General features: G+C 59.8%; 1 protein-coding gene and 1 tRNA gene. Both read right to left on the bottom strand.

Features of this window, described 5'->3' with window-relative positions; genetic code table 11:
- Positions 1–94 precede the first annotated feature (94 nt).
- A tRNA-Ser gene (locus AC1D15_RS36510) sits at positions 95–187 on the bottom strand.
- 37 nt (positions 188–224) lie between these two features.
- The coding region (locus AC1D15_RS36505; RefSeq protein WP_477829933.1) for an ACT domain-containing protein at positions 225–537 on the bottom strand (313 nt) is incomplete at its 5' end.

Here is a 537-nt window from a genome sequence, read left to right as displayed (position 1 = left end):
GCGTAGGGGTTGGTTTCGTTCATACAAAAAAGCCCCGCAACACGAGGTTGGCGGGGCTTTGATGGCGATCAACGAATCTCGCTGATCACAGGTCTGGCGGAGTCGGAGGGATTCGAACCCTCGATGCAGGTTTTGCCCACATACTCCCTTAGCAGGGGAGCACCTTCGGCCACTCGGTCACGACTCCGGCGAAGACTGCGATTCTAGCCGCAGTTTTGACGATTTCAGGCGGTGGCCTGCTCCAGATCGAACGCCTTGTGCAGCGCGCGCACCGCCAACTCCATGTACTTCTCGTCGATCACGACGCTGGTCTTGATCTCGCTGGTGGTGATCATCTGGATGTTGATGCCCTCTTCGCTCAGGCAGCCGAACATCTTGCTCGCCACGCCCACATGCGAGCGCATGCCGATGCCGACGATGCTCACCTTGCAGATCTTGGTGTCGCCCATCACCTGCGCGGCGCCGGTCTTCGGCAGCACGGTGTTCTTCAGCAGCTCCATCGTGCGCGTGTAGTCGTTGCGGTGCACGGTGAACGAG

The sequence above is a fragment of the Rhizobacter sp. P2_H2 genome, from assembly GCF_056403375.1.
The sequence above is the reverse complement of the archived record's forward strand: the minus strand, read 5'-3'. Positions and strand labels throughout refer to the sequence as shown.